Origin of the sequence: Peribacillus sp. NPDC046944 (genome assembly GCF_050272735.1) — a bacterium.
In the GTDB taxonomy this organism is placed as follows: Bacteria; Bacillota; Bacilli; order Bacillales; family DSM-1321; genus Peribacillus.
Window position 1 is genome coordinate 320,699 of the sequence record NZ_JBNNML010000005.1, and the last position, 18,093, is coordinate 338,791.

At 39.2% G+C, this 18,093-nt stretch carries 15 protein-coding genes; 2 read left to right on the top strand and 13 right to left on the bottom strand.

What is annotated here, in order from left to right; translation table 11 throughout:
* Positions 1–202: 202 nt before the first annotated feature.
* The 3 genes from araA to ACQKIC_RS12025 are packed head-to-tail and all read right to left on the bottom strand — an operon-like array spanning position 203 to position 4,008.
* A complete protein-coding gene (gene araA, locus ACQKIC_RS12015) occupies positions 203–1,627 on the bottom strand; it encodes an L-arabinose isomerase (RefSeq protein ID WP_427591178.1) in 1,425 nt (474 codons plus the stop codon).
* 51 nt (positions 1,628–1,678) lie between these two features.
* Entirely contained in the window at positions 1,679–2,374 is a 696-nt protein-coding gene (locus ACQKIC_RS12020; RefSeq protein ID WP_402956933.1) for an L-ribulose-5-phosphate 4-epimerase, read from the bottom strand.
* 23 nt (positions 2,375–2,397) lie between these two features.
* Positions 2,398–4,008 (bottom strand): xylulokinase, encoded by a 1,611-nt coding sequence (locus ACQKIC_RS12025; RefSeq protein ID WP_402956931.1) that lies wholly within the window; start codon positions 4,006–4,008, stop codon positions 2,398–2,400.
* A gap of 342 nt (positions 4,009–4,350) precedes the next feature.
* On the opposite strand from ACQKIC_RS12025, the gene ACQKIC_RS12030 reads away from it, so the two are divergent.
* Complete coding sequence (locus ACQKIC_RS12030; protein ID WP_427591176.1) at positions 4,351–5,442, top strand: GntR family transcriptional regulator; 1,092 nt, start codon at positions 4,351–4,353, stop codon at positions 5,440–5,442.
* A gap of 341 nt (positions 5,443–5,783) precedes the next feature.
* The gene (locus ACQKIC_RS12035; RefSeq protein WP_402868850.1) at positions 5,784–6,353 is read left to right on the top strand and encodes a biotin transporter BioY; all 570 of its coding nucleotides are present in this window, start codon (positions 5,784–5,786) and stop codon (positions 6,351–6,353) included.
* A 280-nt stretch (positions 6,354–6,633) separates the two neighbouring features.
* Here the strand turns inward: ACQKIC_RS12035 and ACQKIC_RS12040 are convergent, their stop codons facing one another.
* The 10 genes from ACQKIC_RS12040 to ACQKIC_RS12085 all read right to left on the bottom strand — a co-directional run bounded on the left by ACQKIC_RS12040 (position 6,634) and on the right by ACQKIC_RS12085 (position 17,884).
* Positions 6,634–7,116: a YusW family protein gene (locus tag ACQKIC_RS12040; RefSeq protein WP_402956929.1), complete on the bottom strand. Its 483-nt coding sequence runs from the start codon at positions 7,114–7,116 to the stop codon at positions 6,634–6,636.
* Between the two features lie 90 nt (positions 7,117–7,206).
* Entirely contained in the window at positions 7,207–7,851 is a 645-nt protein-coding gene (trhA, locus tag ACQKIC_RS12045; protein ID WP_402868854.1) for a PAQR family membrane homeostasis protein TrhA, read from the bottom strand.
* Positions 7,852–8,024: 173 nt separating this feature from the next.
* Complete coding sequence (locus ACQKIC_RS12050) at positions 8,025–8,624, bottom strand: cell wall hydrolase (protein ID WP_402868856.1); 600 nt, start codon at positions 8,622–8,624, stop codon at positions 8,025–8,027.
* A gap of 121 nt (positions 8,625–8,745) precedes the next feature.
* On the bottom strand, positions 8,746–9,315 hold the full coding sequence (locus ACQKIC_RS12055; protein WP_403079447.1) for a GNAT family N-acetyltransferase: 570 nt from the start codon (positions 9,313–9,315) through the stop codon (positions 8,746–8,748).
* Positions 9,316–9,342: 27 nt separating this feature from the next.
* Positions 9,343–9,747: a secondary thiamine-phosphate synthase enzyme YjbQ gene (locus ACQKIC_RS12060; protein WP_402868860.1), complete on the bottom strand. Its 405-nt coding sequence runs from the start codon at positions 9,745–9,747 to the stop codon at positions 9,343–9,345.
* Positions 9,748–9,975: 228 nt separating this feature from the next.
* Positions 9,976–11,865, bottom strand: a complete 1,890-nt coding sequence (locus ACQKIC_RS12065) for a PTS fructose transporter subunit IIABC (RefSeq protein ID WP_427591172.1) — start codon at positions 11,863–11,865, stop codon at positions 9,976–9,978.
* Positions 11,866–11,869: 4 nt separating this feature from the next.
* The gene (pfkB, locus tag ACQKIC_RS12070) at positions 11,870–12,790 is read right to left on the bottom strand and encodes a 1-phosphofructokinase (RefSeq protein ID WP_427591170.1); all 921 of its coding nucleotides are present in this window, start codon (positions 12,788–12,790) and stop codon (positions 11,870–11,872) included.
* A complete protein-coding gene (locus ACQKIC_RS12075) occupies positions 12,790–13,542 on the bottom strand; it encodes a DeoR/GlpR family DNA-binding transcription regulator (protein ID WP_402868866.1) in 753 nt (250 codons plus the stop codon). The genes pfkB and ACQKIC_RS12075 overlap by 1 nt, the downstream gene beginning before the upstream one ends.
* A 210-nt stretch (positions 13,543–13,752) precedes the next feature.
* Complete coding sequence (gene odhB / locus ACQKIC_RS12080) at positions 13,753–15,009, bottom strand: 2-oxoglutarate dehydrogenase complex dihydrolipoyllysine-residue succinyltransferase (protein ID WP_427591168.1); 1,257 nt, start codon at positions 15,007–15,009, stop codon at positions 13,753–13,755.
* 1 nt (position 15,010) lies between these two features.
* A complete protein-coding gene (locus ACQKIC_RS12085) occupies positions 15,011–17,884 on the bottom strand; it encodes a 2-oxoglutarate dehydrogenase E1 component (RefSeq protein ID WP_427668640.1) in 2,874 nt (957 codons plus the stop codon).
* Positions 17,885–18,093 lie beyond the last annotated feature (209 nt).

Below are 18,093 nucleotides of genomic sequence, written 5' to 3' on the forward strand. Positions count from 1 at the left end.
ACTATAAAAGTATTAATTTCTTTCTAAGAAACCCTAATAGTTTATAACTATTGCTTATAAGGATGAATTCTGTGTCATTATTCAGTCAATAAAACGCTTTCATCTCGCCCAAAAAAATAAAGCACGCCTACAAAATAATTTCAGGGTTTACGAATCTAATTTTCCCCTCCTCGGAAGCCAATCTCCCGTGGAGGGAAAAACATTACTTAATAACTACGTAATCCAAACCTACTAATTTTGCATAAGTTATGATTTGGTCTGTTGTTAAATTCAATGACACAACTGTATGGTGCCCCCCACCATTCTCTAGCCAAGCTTTCACTCCATCTTGGAAGTTTGGCTTAACTTCCCAAAGTACACGGGCCACTGGAAGGTTTGGTGCTGGAACAGATGGTTCAAAAGCAGAAACTTCATTAATTAAAAGTTTATAGTTTGTACCAAAGTCAGCCATGGAAACAACGACACCGTCTCCCGCTTTACCATCGAATACTAAACGTGCCGGATCTTCACGATCGCCTATACCTAATGGAGATACGACCATTTTCGGTTTATTGCTTGCTAAAGTTGGATCGACTTCAAGCATATGTGACTGTAGGATTGATTCTTGTCCGGCAGCTAATTCATATGTGTAATCCTCCATAAAGCCAGTTGATTGGTTATGGCTCATAACTTTCAGTAAGCGATCAAGTGCTGCCGTCTTCCAATCTCCTTCACCCGCAAAGCCATATCCCTGCGCCATCAAACGTTGGACGGCAAGACCAGGAAGCTGTTTCATCCCATATAAATCTTCGAAATTCGTAGTGAATGCCGTGTAACCACCGTCATCAAGGAAACGTTTAATTGCAATTTCATAGCTTGCCTGTACCTTTACGCTTTTTTCCCAATCTTCCCTGCTATATGTACCATATTCAAATTCATAGAGTCCTTCATATTCTGCAAATAATGCGTCAATTTCTTCATCCGTAACTGCATTTACATATTGAACAAGATCCCCTATTCCAAAATAGTCAACTGTCCAGCCAAATTGGATTTGTGCTTCAATTTTATCCCCTTCAGTTACACCAACGTTTCGCATGTTATCTCCAAAACGAGCGACCTTAATGTTGAAGCTCTCGTTATAAGCAACCGCTACGTCCATCCATTGTGCAATTTGTTGTCGCACTTCAGGACGCGCCCAATAACCTACAACCACTTTGTTTTGTTTGTTCAGACGGGCATTGATAAAACCATATTCACGGTCACCATGAGCGGATTGGTTTAAGTTCATAAAGTCCATATCTATCGTAGCCCATGGAATGCTTTCGTTGAATTGAGTGGCTAAATGAAGTAATGGTTTTTGTAATAATTTTGTTCCACGAATCCACATTTTCGCAGGTGAAAAAGTATGCATCCAAGTAATGACTCCGGCAACTTCATCACGATAGTTGGCTTCTTTCATGATGTTTGTTATTCTATCTGCACTAACAGCTAGATCTTGCAAAACAATTGGGTAAGGCAGAATGCCGCATTCATTTAATGCATCGGTTATCGTTTGTGCATGCGCCTTGACTTGCGCTAACGCATCTTCTCCATATAGATGTTGTGATCCAACGACAAACCAAAATTCCTTTGTTTCTGTTGTTAACATAATAACCCTCTTTTCTTAATCTACTGGTTTGATAACTTGGTAGAGTTCCTCTTACTTTTGACCATAATAAGCATTTTTTCCATGTTTTCGTAAATAATGTTTATCCAAAATATTTTGTGGTAGTTCTTTCGCAAAATGATTTAATTCCCTCGTGAATAAATTCATTTTCGAAACTTCATCCAAGACCACACTGTTCATGACAGCGGATTTTGCATCTTTACCCCATGTAAACGGTCCATGACCATGAAGTAATACGCCAGGAACGGCTAAAATGTCCAACCCACGCTCTTCAAATGTTTCGATGATTACCTTCCCAGTCTCCACTTCGTACCCACGATCAATTTCCTCTTGTGTTAGATAGCGCGCACAAGGGACCGATCCGTAAAATGTATCTGCGTGAGTAGTCCCCATCGCTGGAACATCAAGGCCTGCTTGAGCCCAGATTGTCGCCCAAGTTGAATGAGTATGAACAATGCCGCCGATTTCTTGGTAATACTTATAAAGTACTGCGTGAGTCGCTGTATCTGATGAAGGCCTCAGCTCTCCCTCAACAACATTGCCATCTAAATCGACAACTACCATATCGCTGGCTTTCATTGTTTCGTAATCAACACCACTAGGTTTGATAACAAATAAACCACTTTCACGGTCAATGGCACTTGCATTTCCCCATGTATATTTCACGAGACCATATTTAGGCAAGTCCAAATTTGCTTGATATACCTCTTCTTTCAGTTGTTCTAACACGCCAACCCCTCCAGTTTTCCAACTCATAACATCAAATTGTCAACAGCTGCCTGCTCAATTACTAAGCCCTTCCTGTATCTTTCAATAAATGTTTCATATCCTTCAATATCTACTTGGTCAGGATAAATTTCTTGCCCATCCATATCTTTGAATACTTTTTGGTCGAGGAAGTCTTCTAAACTTTCTTTTTGATTTTTATTCAACATGTAAGAGGCAAGAATCGCCATTCCCCACGGTCCACCTTCACCTGCTGTTGACATTACCGATACTGGCGTATTCATTGCAGCGGCAACGATTTTTTGTACAACAAGTGGGGTTTTAAATAAACCACCGTGAGCCAAAATACGATCAATCGCAACATTTTCTTCCTTTGTCAAAATACCCATTCCGATATTTAAAGCACCGAAAGCAGTAAAAAGGTGAGTCCGCATGAAGTTCGCTAAATTGAAACGACTCTCAGGCGAGCGTACAAATAGTGGTCGTCCTTTTTCAAATCCTGTAATATTTTCACCTGAGAAATAACCATAGCTAAGCAAACCACCACCATCTGGATCCGCTTCCAGAGCTTTGTTCAACATTACTTCAAATAATTTATTTGTCTCAACCTTTTGTCCCATTGCCTCAGAAAATTCACGGAACAATCCCAACCATGCATTAAGGTCACTTGAACAGTTATTCGCGTGGACCATCCCAACTGGACTTCCGTTTGGTGTAGTTACCATATCAATTTCTGGATATACTTTTGAAAGCTCTTTCTCTAGTACAATCATGGCAAAAACGGAAGTTCCTACTGAGACGTTGCCGGTACGTTTTCGCACACTATTCGTAGCAACCATTCCCGTTCCAGCATCGCCTTCTGGTGGGCAAATCGGAATGCCTGGTTGTAAATTCCCGGACCTATCCAGGATTTTCGCTCCCACTTCGGTTAATTCTCCCGCTTGCTCACCTGAAACGTAAACTTTAGGAAGGATCTCTTTAAGCATCCAAGGATAACCTTTCGTAGCAATCAATTCATCAAAACGCTTGATCATTAATTCATTGTAATCATGCGTTGATTCATCAATTGGGAACATCCCTGAAGCATCCCCAATGCCAATTGCTTTATTACCAGTCAATAACCAGTGAATGTATCCAGCCAAAGTCGTAATACAATCAATACGCGGCAAATGCTTCTCTTCATTTAGTATTGCTTGATAAAGGTGGGCAATACTCCATCGTTCAGGGATATTGAATTGTAATTGATCAGTTAATTCTTTTGCTGCGACACCAGTTGTTGAGTTACGCCAAGTTCGAAACGGAACAAGTAGCTCCCCTGTATGGTCAAAAGCCATATAACCATGCATCATTGCAGAGAATCCAATAGATCCAATTTTCCGAATTGTTATGCCGTAATTTCGTTCAACTTCTTGCTTCATTTCACTATAAGCTGTTTGCAGACCGGTGATTATATCCACTAAATTGTATGTCCAAAATCCATCTTCCAGAAGGTTTTCCCACTCATAACTTCCAGATGCGATTGTTTCATAACGTTTATCTATCAACACCGCTTTTATACGTGTTGAGCCAAATTCGATTCCAAGTGAAGTATCACCCTCGTTAATCGCTTGTATAATTTCTAATCGATTCGATTGCACGTTAATCCCCCTTTCGATAGCGCTTTCAATATACAGGAGGCGCTTGAATTCATTTATGAATATATTATATTTTTTGTACGTACATTTGTCAATAAACAATATTAATTATACTCACAGCTTTTAAGTTGAACCGTCATCCTCACTTCAAAGGCAGTGAATCTAGGATATTAAGTGAATAGGGATAGGGAGTAAAGGATATGGTAAAAAATCAGGTATTAATAGCTTTGTCCACAAACTGAGGTAATTTGTTTTAATCCACTCAGGCTTATGTTAAAATGTGTACGTACAAATCTAAAAGGAAAATAAATAAGAATGCAAACAACCGAAACGAGGTGAGGTTTAATGAAACCAAAGTATCAGGTAATCGTCGATGATTTAAAAAATAAAATCCTTACAGGTGAGTATAGTATAGGAGAACAAATTCCTACTGAGTCTGTTATGCAAGATATGTACAACGTTAGCCGACACACTGTAAGAAAGTCCATTTTAGAATTAGCAAACGAGGGATTCTTAAGAAGTGAAAAAGGTTCTGGGACATATGTTAGTAATCAATATCAACTAAAGTCTGGTGGGAATTTCAAATATAAAACGATTGGTGTCATCACGACCTACATATCGGATTACATTTTCCCTTCTATTATCCGCGGAATTGAAAAAAGATTAAATGAAAATAATTATTCCTTACTATTGGCCAGTACAAATAATGACGTCGAACAAGAAAAAAAAGCCTTGGAAATGATGTTATCCTTTGGCGTAGATGGTTTGATTGTTGAACCTACAAAAAGCAATCTATACAATCCCAACATTGCTTACTACCTAACATTTAAGGAACAAGAGGTACCATTCATCATGATTAACGCTTATTATGAAGAATTAGAAGTTCCTTTCTTTTGCCTAGATGATGTGCAGTCGAGCTATCTCGCTACAAAAGAATTAATTTCCAATGGACACACCCATATTGGGTTCATATCAAAAATGGATGATTTACAAGGAAAATATCGAATGAAGGGATATATAAAAGCACTTGGAGAAGCAAAATTACGCTTTCAACCCGAACAATTGCTTTCATATACTACAGAAACGAAGCTAGACTTGCACAAGAACTTGAAGCGGTTCTTAAACGAAAATAGAGACGTGTTGACTGCCATTGTTTGCTATAACGACGAGGTAGGGTTAGAAGTAGTAAATGTATGCAGACAACTTGATATTTCCATTCCGGAACAATTATCAATTATTGGCCAGGACAATTCTTATATAGCGAAAAATGCTAATATCAAATTAACGACTTTAACACACCCACAAGAACAAATGGGTCATGATGCAGCTGATTGGTTGATCAAGAAATTACAAGGAAAGAAGGGCTTACCCAATGAAAACCATTACCAACCAGTCTTAATTGAAGGGGAAACTGTAAAAAAGCTAGATGAAAAATAAATCTAGTCTGGTGTAAATGATTGACTATCTTCACATGGGCCCCGATTATTCCTATGTGAAGGCAGTCAAATGATGAAATCCATTTTGTCTGCTCTTTCATGATTCCATCCTCATTTACAAAGTGGTGAACATACAGCTATACCTGTAATATTGAATGTTCGAGTTGAGCTAAATATCAGGCTTATAGATCCCTATATTCTTTACACTCCCCCTTATATGCAATCCAATTTTCTTCCTTCAAACTTCAGAAAAAACAAAAGATATTGACAGTATTTACTTCCTATAATAAAATTTTATTTGTTAACCAAATAATAAATTAGTTTACATTAGGAGGAAACGCTATGAATACGAGTCATGAAAAATTAAGAATGATGATAATCACAGCCTTATTTGCAGCTATTATCGGAATCCTTTCCCAACTAACCATTCCACTCCCGCTCGTGCCTATTACAGGACAAACTCTGGCCGTTGGACTTGCCGCTACGATCCTGGGTGCTCGTTATGGTACTTATTCAGTAGTTTTGTACTTATTCATTGGTGCAGCTGGTGTTCCTGTCTTTGCAGAAATGTCTGGAGGACTGGCAAAGATTTTCGGTCCTACTGGTGGCTATTTATTGTCTTATATCCCTACTGTTTTCATTACCGGCTGGATTTTGGAAAAAACCCGTTTTACATTTCCCATTGCACTCATAGCTAATATCATTGGCATGATGATAACATTAACCATTGGAACAATATGGTTGAAATATGCAGCTGCATTAACTTGGACAGCTGCCATTGCTAGTGGATTCGCACCATTCTTAATCGTAGGTATCCTGAAAGCCCTCCTAGCATCCTGGTTAGGTGTTTCCATTCGAGCTAGACTTGCTTCAGCTAAAATGCTTCCCAAAAAAAATATCTCTATTTCCTAATAGACAAAATAAAGACAGGTAGATACCATGGATTTGGTACCCCCTGTCTTTATCGTTTAATTATATATATTTAAAGTCTTTTTTTATTTTCCAGAAAATAAAAAAAGACTCTTTTTAGAAAAAAGACTCTTTTTTTATATGTATTTACTACGGTCCTATCCCCATAAGCCCGAATTAAATAGCATTGTAAAAGTATGATAAACCCCTTTGTTTACCTACACCATTTTACTATAACAATTAAGATTTGACAACTCTTGAATATATTCTATCACGATTGTTTTTATTTATTAACGACTTTATATACCTTTGTTTTTCCATCGCTATACGTAACTTCCAATTCGAACTCTTGGTAATCCTCTTTTAAGTTAAAGGCTTTAGTCACCTCTTGTATGACCTCATCATCCGTAGAGTCTTGGGTGAACGTCAACTTTTCTAAAATTGGCGTCAATTCTTCCATCGCTTCATCACCATGAACTTCATGTTTATTGGATTCATCATCGATAGAAGCTTCCGTTTGAGCACCCATGGTATCATATTCCGCTTCATAGTCATTGTTATTCCCTTTATAATCAACTTCTAGGTTAAAGGCTTTGAAAGTAAATGGAAGCTTTTCATTGGTTTCTGTTCCCTTTTCAGGATTTGTTTCCGCTTGGTTTTCATTTTCTTGTACCGGCGGATTCTTTACCTCGTCATCTTCTCCACATCCTGCTAATACAAGCATAGCAGCAAATGGGACCGAAAGTACTTTTAAAGATTTCTTCATATGGTTTCCTCCTAAGTCTCTTTTCTTATCTATTACCTAAATGGTAGAATTTAAAACACGAATTTAATTATATAAAGATAATCCCTCTAGTTATAGAGGGATAATATAAAATAAAACTACAAAGAAGTGTGCCACAGATCCTGCAAGCACGAAGAGATGCCATACAGCATGGTGAAAAGGAAAACCACGCCATACATAAAAGATGGCACCGAAAGTATAAAGTAATCCTCCGGCTATAAGTAATTGTATGCCTGCTGCTGGCATGGTGTTGGTTAGCGGGCCCCATGCCAGTACAATCATCCACCCCATTGCGATATATAAAATCGTGGATAGATAAAGAAACTTCTTAACAAAGAAAGCCTTGAAGATGACTCCTACCACTGCCACACCCCATACAACTCCCAGTAGCGTCCATCCTAAAGCCCCTTGAATGACGAGCAGCATGATTGGTGTATACGTGCCCGCAATGAATATATAAATGGCCGAGTGATCAAAAATCTCAAAAAGGTCTTTCAATTTCCCCTCAGGAAAGCTATGCACTAAAGTAGAAGCTACATATAAAAGGAGCATAGAAACTCCATAAATGATCGAAATCACAATGAGTGAAGCCGATCCTTGATGAGCAGAGAAAATTATTAATAAAACAAGAGCGGCAATGCTTAATAAGACACCAATTCCATGGGTGATTGCATTGAATACTTCCTCTTTTTTTGTATAAACGTGCGTATTAGCCATCTTACAACTCCTTATTCATTGAACCACTTTTCAATTTCCTTTTCAATTATATCCTACTTTCAGAATGCATTAAAGTAAGTAATTCCATTCATCAGCCTTTTTCGACTATAACGTTTTTGAGTAAATACTCTTTTATTGAAAAAGGCCTGACCGTAGACGGTCAGGCTTCATGATCAAATGGCAAAATGGTGGCCACCAATAATTTTAACCACTTCTAATTTTTCCATCCACACACTGTCGGATATACTTGGATTCCAAAAATATAATGCATCATTCGTATAGCCGTGAATGGCTATTGCTTCATTTACTGCCCGTACTGCATCTTCTCCAGCAGGTTTGTTAATGCTACCATCATCAACAGGAGAGAATTGATTTTTTTGATAAATCACTTCTCTTACTGTTTCAGGGAATTCGCCACTATCAAGACGATTTAACACGACTCCTGCTACTTCTACCTTGCCTCTATATGGCTCACCTTTTGCCTCAGCATGAACCAATCTAGCTAATAATTCTTTATCGGTTTCATTCATGAAATGCGGAATAATCAATGTTTTGCCTGGTTCAGCAACATTATTCTTGTTATTATTGACTTCTTTTAACGTTTGAATTGGAACTCCATGCTGCTTAGCGATATCCCATATCGATTCACCTTGTTTAATAACATGTTTTTTAGCACCATTCGAAGCCTTGCTTGTGGTTTCCCAAGGGAATGCTAGTCCAAGTATGATGACACTAAGAGTTATGATCATCGGTAATACAACTGATAATTTCATCCTTTAACCTCCTCGTTAAGCACCTCCCTAGAATAACAGAATAAAAAAGAGAAAACAGCGTCAAATTATTCCCAAGGTAATCCAGGTGTTTTTTTACATTTTTTAAAAAAGTGATTATCGTTCATTCGTTTCTTGCTTGCCATTCTTCACGTAACATCCCCATCTTGATGGAATCGTAGTAAATCCCATCGTGATAAATGCATTTCCTTATTCTACCCTCAAGTTGCATTCCTACTTTTTCAGCGACCGTCATCATTCGTTCATTTCCAGACCACGTCGTCAATCCTATCCTTTCAATGGTTAAATTTTGAAATAAATAAGGAATGAATAGGCTAATGGCTTCCGTTCCATAACCGCCATTCCAATATCTTGGTTCATATATGGTAATTCCGATTTCTAGCCATCTTGCTGGTTCATTCTCCCAATAATAAACAACCGACCCGATTATTTGGTGTTCCCTTTCTATTAATAATTCAGAGAAAACACCTAATTTTTGATCGTATCTCCGTAGTTTCATCTCATTGTTAATGTACGTAGGATAATCCATAATTTCATTAGCTGAGTATGGTGTATCCCATTTTTTCCACAAAGGATTTTCTTCTCCATACCTTAAACTCCATAAGGTTTTCAAATCGTCCTGTTGGACATTCCTCAACCGTACTTTTTTTCCTGTAATCAAAACATCTATCAAAATTGTTTCCCCCTGCATATCCTTGTCTTACTCAATCAGTTTGATGAAGTAATGACGATCTCTAGGACCATCAAATTCACAGAAATATATACCCTGCCATCTACCAAGGACCAGACTACCTTTATGGATAATAACTTGTTGTGACGACCCTACAGTGCTGGACTTTAAATGAGCAGCAGTGTTCCCTTCCATATGTAAATCCAACGTATGATTCCATGGATAAAGCTCATCCCATCTCCTAAGCATATCTTTTTTAACATCTGGATCCGCATTCTCATTAATTGTAATGCCTGCAGTAGTATGTGGACAATATACAAGCGCTATACCTTCTTGTATTCCCCTTTCCGTTACAAATGCCTGCACTTCTGTCGTAACATCTATCATATCATCTCTTTTGATGGTTTTTAGTGTGTTTTTCTTCAACAAGGTCATCCTTCTCCTTTTTATCTTATTTATATTCTCTACCCAAAAACTAGGGGAAACATGCTTTTTTATGTCTCTATCAATGGCTTATTATTCGTCATATAAAGACTTTTTAAACAATCTATAATATGGCCGAGGAACAACCTTCCCCAAAAGTGAATCATATGGAATCTTTGTACGATTAAAAAGTCTGGAAAATTGAAAAGACGGATTCAAGATTCTTGAATCCGCCAATCTTCAGTTCTGTTTTCTTTTCCAGAATCCCAAGATAAGTCCAGAGATGAGTGAGCCTATTAAAATGGCCAACAAATATAGAAATGGATGGTTAACTAATGGTATTACAAACACGCCCCCATGAGGTGCCGGCAATGTGACATTGAATGCCATCGTTAGAGCACCCGCCGTTGCTGCTCCAATCACACTACTGATAATGACCCTAAACGGATCGGCTGCCGCAAATGGAATCGCTCCCTCTGTAATGAAAAAGGCTCCCATAAAGTAATTTGTCAATCCGGATTTTCTTTCTGTATCGTTAAATTTACTTTTGAAAAAGGTGGTCGCAAAGGCAATGGCAAGCGGAGGTACCATCCCACCCGCCATAACTGCTGCATGAGGGCCGAAGCTTTGTGCTTCAATAGCCGCAATCCCAAAGGTAAAGGCAGCTTTATTGATAGGGCCCCCCATATCTACAGCCATCATGCCTGCAAGAATCATCCCTAAAAGAACGGCGTTTGTCCCTGATAGGCCCTGAAGCCAATTCGACAAACCTTGGTTGAGAGCAGTCACCGGTTCATTAATAACGAATAGCATGATCAAGCCTGTTATTAACATTCCGAACACCGGATAAAGCAATACCGGTTTAATCCCTTCGAAAGCCTGTGGCAAATTAGAGAATAATTTCTTCAATCCTAAAACAACATACCCGGCAAGAAAACCTGCAATCAGGCCACCTATGAAGCCAGCATTGGCCTGGGCTGCCAACAATCCTCCCACCATACCTGGGGCAAATCCTGGACGATCGGCGATACTTGAGGCAATGAAACCTGCCAGGACTGGGACTAGAAAGAAAAAGGCCCCGCTTGTACCTCCCCCAATATCACTTAATGCTTTAGCTATCGGATTATATTCCGGTTTTGTCGGATCGGATGCATCTAATCCAAAAAAGAAGGATAGTGCAATTAAGATCCCTCCACCTACAACAAATGGAAGCATATTACTTACGCCATTCATCAGATGCTTATAAATATCGATTTTTCCTTTTGTTGAAGGTTCATCTTCTCGACTATCCTTTTTGGTCCCTTTGTAAATGGGTGCGTCCCGGTTAACAGCCCGTTTAAGTAACTCCTCCGGCTTCCTGAGCCCATGAGCAACGGGAACGATGATAACCCGCTTACCGTCAAAACGGTCCATCTCCACTTGTTTATCCGCTGCAACAATAATGACATCCGCATTGGCAATTTCCGCTGGATTCAACCTATTTTTTACACCTGTCGATCCATTGGTTTCAACTTTGAAATCAAGACCCATTTCTTTCGCCTTAGCCTTTAAAGCATCCGCTGCCATATAAGTGTGGGCTATTCCTGTCGGGCAGGCCGTAACGGCCAAGATTTTTGCAGCATCCCTAATCGCACTTGTTTCCTGTTCTTCATTTTCGTTTTCGTCTTGATCTGCTTCTTGTTCTTTTTGATCGATAATCTCCAACACTTCTTCAGCTGATGTGGCAGAAACCAATTGAGACCTGAATTGAGCGTCCATTAATAATGAAGACAATCGAGATAGGGTCTCTAAGTGAACCTGATTAGCTGCTTCACTTGCCGCAATCATGAAAAATAAATGAGCTGGCTGCCCATCAAGCGATTCATATTGAATACCTGAAACTGATTTTCCAAAGCAAATGGCCGGCGTTTTCACAGCACTCGTTTTTGCATGTGGGATGGCGATTCCCTCACCTATCCCTGTCGTACTTTGCTCTTCACGTTTCAAAATGGCGGCCTTGAATCCACCTTCATCATGTAAACGTCCAGCTTGTGCTAACTTGGCGGATAACTCTTCTATCACCCCAAGCTTTGTCTCGCTTTGCAAATCTATAAGAATGGTATCCAATTTTAACAAGTCTGTAATTTTCATAGAGTTACCCCCCTTTTATCTCACTGACACTAACCTGTGGCAATACTTTTTCTATTAATTCCCACGTACAAAGGTCCGATGAAAAAGCTGTCGCACTTCCCGCGGCGACACTATATCGAAAAGCGGTTATAACATCTTCCGTTTTTTCATACATCCCGATAAATCCGGCCACCATGGAATCTCCGGCCCCCACTGAGTTGATGACCTTTCCTTTCGGTATATTTGCAGCATAAGATTTATCTCTTGTGATAAGTACAGCCCCATCTCCTGCCATCGAAACGATTACGTTTTGAGCACCTGCTTCCAACAATTTCTGCCCATACTTATTTGCATCCTTCACATTTCTGATTTCAGTCGAGTAAAGACTCGCTAATTCGTGATGATTAGGCTTCAGGAGAAAAGGCTCATAATGAACGACATCCAATAATTCTTTCCCACTAGTATCAACCACCACTTTTACTTTCCTCCCCGAACATATTTTCATCATCGTTTCGTACACATCACGTGGGAGGCTTGTTGGAATACTACCAGATAAAACGAGCCAATCATTTGGCTTGAGTTCACCAATTAAACTAAGTAAATGATGATAATTCTCCATGGATATTTCAGGACCATGACTATTAATTTCAGTCTCCACTCCTGTTTTTAATTTAATATTGATTCTCGTATCACCTGTTATTTCCGTGAAATTAGTCCTAATATGATCTTTTTCTAAACAGGCTTTTACAAATTCCCCAGTTTGGCCACCTAAAAAGCCTAAAGCAGTCGTATCGTTTCCTAGCCTTTTCAATACACGTGATACGTTAATTCCTTTGCCCCCCGGATATTTCTTTTCCATGCATGATCTGTTCACCAAGCCCATTTGGAAGTTTTCAACCTCGACCAGGTAATCTATTGAGGGGTTAAGCGTTACGGTATAAATCATTAAATCGTCACGACCTTTATCTTGGGATTTTTCAAGAGCTGTTCGACGGCAGCTTCATTATTGTTATCCGTCAGCAAAATGACTTCACTTACATCTGCCACTTTTGCGAAGGTGACTTCATTTAATTTTGAACTATCTGCAAGCACATAACTTTGATTGGAAAGCCTTATTGCCGTCTTTTTCAATAGCGCTTCTTCAGGATCTGGTGTGGTCAAACCTAATTCAGGATGAATGCCATTGATCCCTAGAAAACATTTATCGAATCGGTAATCACTTAAAAAATCGACAGCTGTACTACCTACAACCGCATTGGTGGAAGCCTTGATGGTTCCACCAACGATAACCGTTTTTATTTCCAATTCCATCAACTTTTGTATATGCATGAGACCGTTGGTTAAAACGGTTACATTTTTATCTTTTAAATAAGGGATCAGTTCAGAGATGGTCGTACCTGCATCAAGATAAATACAGTCATCATTCTCGATAAAAGTTGACCCCAGCTCTGCTAGGAGCTTTTTTTCGGATAACGCTTTGTTTTGCTTCTCCAAGGTGGTCGGTTCCATGCCTTTTCTTTGAAGCAAGGCAGCTCCACCATGAACACGTTTTAAAAGCTTAAGTTCCTCAAGTTGGACTAAATCACGCCGAATGGTAGATTCTGAAGCTTGCAAATGATCGACAAGTTCTTGCATCTTTATAATGCCTTTTTTCTTAATCAACGTAAGGATTACGTCATGCCTCTCGGTTGTCAACAATTACCTCACCCCCAATATATTTCCATAATAACTTCATTTTTCAGATTAATCAATCATTATCGTTCACTTTTATTCAAAAACATTCATTTATATTAAAAAACCAATCATATTCCTGCAAGTGATGATATGATTATCTCTTTATCTATGAACTTTTCTACAAAAAAAAGCCCCCATCACCATGACAGGGGCTTTTTCATTATATAGGATTTATTAATTTTGTAATAAAAGTTGTTCAGGATCTTCAAGCATTTCTTTGATTGCCACTAGGAAACCAACTGCTTCTTTTCCATCAACGATACGGTGATCATAAGATAATGCAAGGTACATCATTGGTCTGTTTTCGATTTGATCGCCAACAGCAACAGGACGAGTCTTGATAGTATGCATACCTAGAATACCAACTTGTGGTGCATTCAAGATAGGTGTCGATAATAGGGAACCGAATGTACCACCATTTGTGATGGTAAAGGTACCACCAGATAAATCTGATAGCGCTAATTTGTTGTTACGTGCTTTAACAGCTAGGTCCGCAATGTTTTGCTCGATTTCAGCGAAACTTTTACGATCAGCATCTCTTACAACTGGAACAACTAAGCCTTCTTCAGTCGATACGGCTACACCGATATCATAGAAGTTCTTTTTAAGGATATGATCCCCTTTGATTTCAGCATTCAATAAAGGATACTTTTTCAATGCCCCAATGACTGCTTTTGTAAAGAATGACATGAAACCAAGTTTAACGTCATTAGCTTTAACGAATGATTCTTTATGACGGCTACGTAATTCCATAACTGCAGAAAGATCGACTTCGTTGAAAGTTGTAAGCATTGCCGCTTCAGATTGGACTTGAACTAAACGTTTAGCAATGGTTTGACGACGGCGTGTCATTTTCACTACTTCTATACGGTCATCGTTGGCTTCAATAGGAGCTGCCGCTTGTTTAGTAGCTGCAGGTGCTTTTGGAGCTGCTGCAGGTGCTTTACTTGCTGCTTCCACGTCTTGTACACGTACACGGCCTAGTGGATCAACAACAGGTACTTGAGTTAAGTCAATTCCTTTTTCACGAGCTAATTTTCTAGCAGCTGGTGATGCAATAACTTGTTGAGTGGAAGATGCTTCTTTCGTTTCAGCCTTTGGAGCTTCTTTGGCAGGTGCTGCTTGTTCCACTTTAGCTGGTTCTTGTTTCACTTCTTCAGCTTTTGGAGCTTCCTTAGCAGGTGCTGCTGCCGATCCATTTTCATCCACGATGGCAATAGCTTGTCCAACTTGAACAGTGTCGCCTTCTTCAGCTAAAAGTTCAGTAAGGATCCCAGTGTAATCAGAGATGATTTCCACGTTTACTTTATCTGTTTCCAGTTCAAGGACATAATCTCCCTTTTCAACATGGTCACCAGGTTGCTTTAACCATTGCGCAATAGATCCTTCAGAAATTGATTCTGCTAATTCAGGCACTTTTACTTCAGCCATTTTATTTATCCCCCTCATTATTGCGTGTAATTGCTTGACTCATAATCCGTTGTTGTTCATTTTTATGGACAAGTGGATCTCCCTCAGCCGGGCTTGATCTACGTTTTCTACCGATATAAGTTACAGAAAGATTTCCAGGAGCAGCCGCATTTAAGCGAGGTTCAACAAATGTCCAAGCTCCCATGTTTTTCGGTTCTTCTTGAGCCCAGTAGATTTCTTTAAGGTTCGTATATTTTTTCAATGCTTCTTGAACGCCAGTGAACGGGAATGGATAAATCTCCTCGATACTGATGATTTGCAACCAATCAGTATTTTGTTCAGTAGCTACTTTATCACGTAGTTCTACAGCTAATTTACCGCTTGCAAATACAATGCGCTCAACAGCTTTAGGTTTTTTGCCTAGCGTTTTCGTTTCAATGAATGATTCAAAACTTCCTGTGCTGAACTCTTCTGGAGTAGATGCCATCACTTGGTTACGAAGCATACTCTTCGGTGTCATGATAACAAGCGGACGCACTTGTTCCTGATCAAGTATTTTAGCTTGTCTTCTAAGGACATGGAAATACTGAGCTGCAGAACTTAAGTTAGCAACTGTCCAGTTATTTTCAGCTGCTAATTGAAGGAAACGTTCCAGGCGAGCACTTGAATGTTCTGGTCCTTGTCCTTCGTATCCGTGTGGAAGTAGCATAACAAGTCCAGATTTTTGACCCCATTTTGCACGGCCTGCCGCAATGAATTGGTCAAAGATTACTTGTGCCGTATTGGCGAAATCACCGAATTGGCCTTCCCAAAGTACAAGTGTTTCTGGAGCAAAAACATTATATCCATATTCATAAGCAAGTACTGCCGTTTCAGTAAGCGGACTGTTATGGACAGCGAAAGATGCTTTGGCAGATTCAAGAGTATGAAGCGGTGAATATGTTTTGCCGTTCACGCTATCATGCAGCATGATGTTACGTTGTGCGAATGTTCCACGTTCTGAATCTTGACCAGTTAAACGGATTGGTGTGGCATCATTTAAAATCGTTGCAAATGCAAGCGTTTCAGCATGTGCCCAGTCAATTTTACCGTTTTCACCAAACGAATCCAGACGACGGGACAAGATTTTACCTAATTTTTTATTAGGCGTAAATCCTTCTGGCCATTTCACAAGTTGTTCATTGATTGAAATAAGTTCTTCCTTAGATACAGCTGTATCAATCGTAGGAATGCCTTTTTCAATTATTCCCGGAGGATTTACTTCTTTGGAAGCTTCCGGTTTGTTTCCAGAAATTTTGGCATAGGCTTCTGCAAGTTTAGTATCCACTTGTTTTGCCATTTCTTTCACTTCATTTTCTGTAAACTCTCCAGATTCAATCAGTTGTTTACCGTAAATTTCTTTAACTGTTGGATGCTTATGAATCAAAGCATACATTTCAGGTTGTGTGACCAATGGCTCATCCATTTCATTATGGCCGAAACGTCTGTAACCGATTAAGTCAATCAAGAAATCTTTTTTGTATTTTTCACGATATTGGATGGCAAGATTAACTGCAGCCATACATGCTTCGGGATCATCAGCATTAACGTGGACGATAGGTACTTCAAAACCTTTTGCAAGATCACTCGCATATCTAGTTGAACGTGAATCTTCACTTTCGGTAGTGAAACCAATCGTGTTATTAGCGATGATGTGGATTGCCCCACCAACTTGGTAACCGCGTAGACGGCTTAAGTTAAACGTTTCAGGTACGATACCTTCACCTGGGAACGCAGCATCACCATGAATAAGGATTGCTAGTGACTTATCAATATCTTGCACTGGGAAGCCTTTTGCTGTCCTGTCTTCTTGAGCCGCACGAGAGTAACCTTCCACGATTGGGCCAACTACTTCCAAGTGACTTGGGTTATTGGCAAGCGTAATTCTTGCTTTCTGTACGCTTTCTTTTGTAATTTGTTTATCCAAACCTAGGTGGTATTTAACATCGCCAGTCCAACCATAATTAATGCCGGTTGAGCCTTCTGATGGGACTAAATCCTTATTAGGTGAGTGTTGGAATTCAGAGAAAATCACTTCATATGGTTTTCCAAGGACATGTGCCAGGACATTAAGACGTCCGCGGTGAGCCATGGCAATATTCACATTGCTCGTTCCATTTTGGACAGTCTGTGAAATCATCTCGTCTAACACTGGAACCAATGCATCTAGACCCTCAATAGAGAAACGCTTTTGCCCTACAAATGTACGATGTAGGAACTTTTCAAATCCTTCAACTTCATTCAGACGTTTTAGCATTAATGCTTTTTTCTCTTTTGAAACTTCAGGGAACATTTTACCAGATTCGACCATATCAGTAAGCCATTGCTTTTCATCCAAGTCATTTACATGGTGAAATCCAAAGGCTATTGTTTTTGTATAAAGTTGTTTAAGATATTGGAAAGCTTCGTATCCGTCTTTTACGTTTTCAGGTGATTGCGCGCAAATAAGATCAGCCGGTATTTTCCGTAAATCCTCAACCGTCAAATCGTATTTTTCAAAGTGGATTTGCTCTGTGTCTGGCTTGTCTTCAATCAATGGATAAATGCTTGAAGCAAGATGTCCATATGCACGAATATTTTCTGCCAATTTTACTGCAGACATAATTTTCTTCATTGAAAGGACTTCACCAGTCTGTGGTGCACTTTCCATTACAGTGCCTGCCTCTACTTCAAATGAAGGAGGACCAGCAACCTCAAAAAAGTTTTTCAGTTCCGGATCTACTTCTTCCGGATTAACTTGAAATAAATCGTATTGCTCCATGACATACCCAAGGTTTGGACCAGAAAAAGATTTCCATGGGTCGTAAGCCTTAGCATCCTTGATGGTCATTTTTGTAAACCCCCAAATTTTTCTCATAATTTCGTTTTATCCATCCCCAAATTCCTTCTTCTAACATTTCCCCAAATAGATAATTTATAATAAATAACTTGGTCATTGAATAATAAAATTTTAAAGGATAAAACGTTTTCAGATGCTATATTAACATGTTTTTGTCGAAATATCCAAGGGTTTCACCTCTTTATACACCCTTTTTCAAACTATTATTCTGTTTAATTCGCCTTATT